The organism is Nitrincola alkalisediminis (genome assembly GCF_009821115.1).
Classification (GTDB): domain Bacteria; phylum Pseudomonadota; class Gammaproteobacteria; order Pseudomonadales; family Balneatricaceae; genus Nitrincola; species Nitrincola alkalisediminis.
The window spans coordinates 1-763 of the sequence record NZ_VYTY01000034.1 but is presented as its reverse complement, the minus strand read 5'-3'; the positions used below and the strand labels follow the sequence as shown (position 1 = coordinate 763).

Below are 763 nucleotides of genomic sequence, written 5' to 3'. Positions count from 1 at the left end.
TTTGCGTCTTACTCACGATTGATTAAATGCAAAGCCGAATCAGCCGGTAAAACTTACGGTACTCAAGGTAACAAAATCGGCAATGCACATTTAAAGTGGGCATTTTCTGAAGCAGCCGTTTTGTACCTAAGAGGCAATCCTGATGCTCAAAAGCTTTTGCAGCGATTTCAAAAGCGGATGAGTAAATCAAAAGCGCTTTCAGCCCTAGCACACAAACTAGGACGCACTGTCTATTTCATGCTGAAGAACGAAAAGGTGTTTGATGAACAACGATTTCTAACGGGTTAGTCACGCAGCAGGATGATGATCGACGTCTAACTGGATCATTACGGAGTGTGCCGAAAACGGGTGTCAGTTGACTGATCAACAAGACCTAAAACCCGATTTCTACACCCATCACGAAGCCTGTCGCATTGATTATCCATCCTGCTGGCGTGCATCAATACCCTGAGCGAGTGGGCTTACACCAGCGCTGAACCTGAAACTAACTGGGACTGAAAAGTAACCCGCTGTTTGAATAGGACAGATGCCGGTTAACCGAAGAATGTCTAGTGCCCCAGGCTAGCCTGCAAGGAGCAACCCAGTCTGGCAGTGGTTAACAACCACGCTAAGTGAGCCTCAATAGGTGTTTGCTGTAAGCCATTCACAGCCAACGATGACAGACGAAGTAGGATCACTGGCTCAGGGACTTGATATTGGCCGCTAACGCGGCCAATAAAAAACTAATGCCTATTGACAAGGTTTGGGCTCATAGGTGTTATGT

1 protein-coding gene is annotated in these 763 nt (G+C 46.7%); it reads left to right on the top strand.

The window, feature by feature from the left end:
* Nucleotides 1-288: transposase (locus tag F5971_RS18335; RefSeq protein ID WP_193496579.1), on the top strand; the 288-nt coding region annotated here is incomplete at its 5' end.
* Nucleotides 289-763 lie beyond the last annotated feature (475 nt).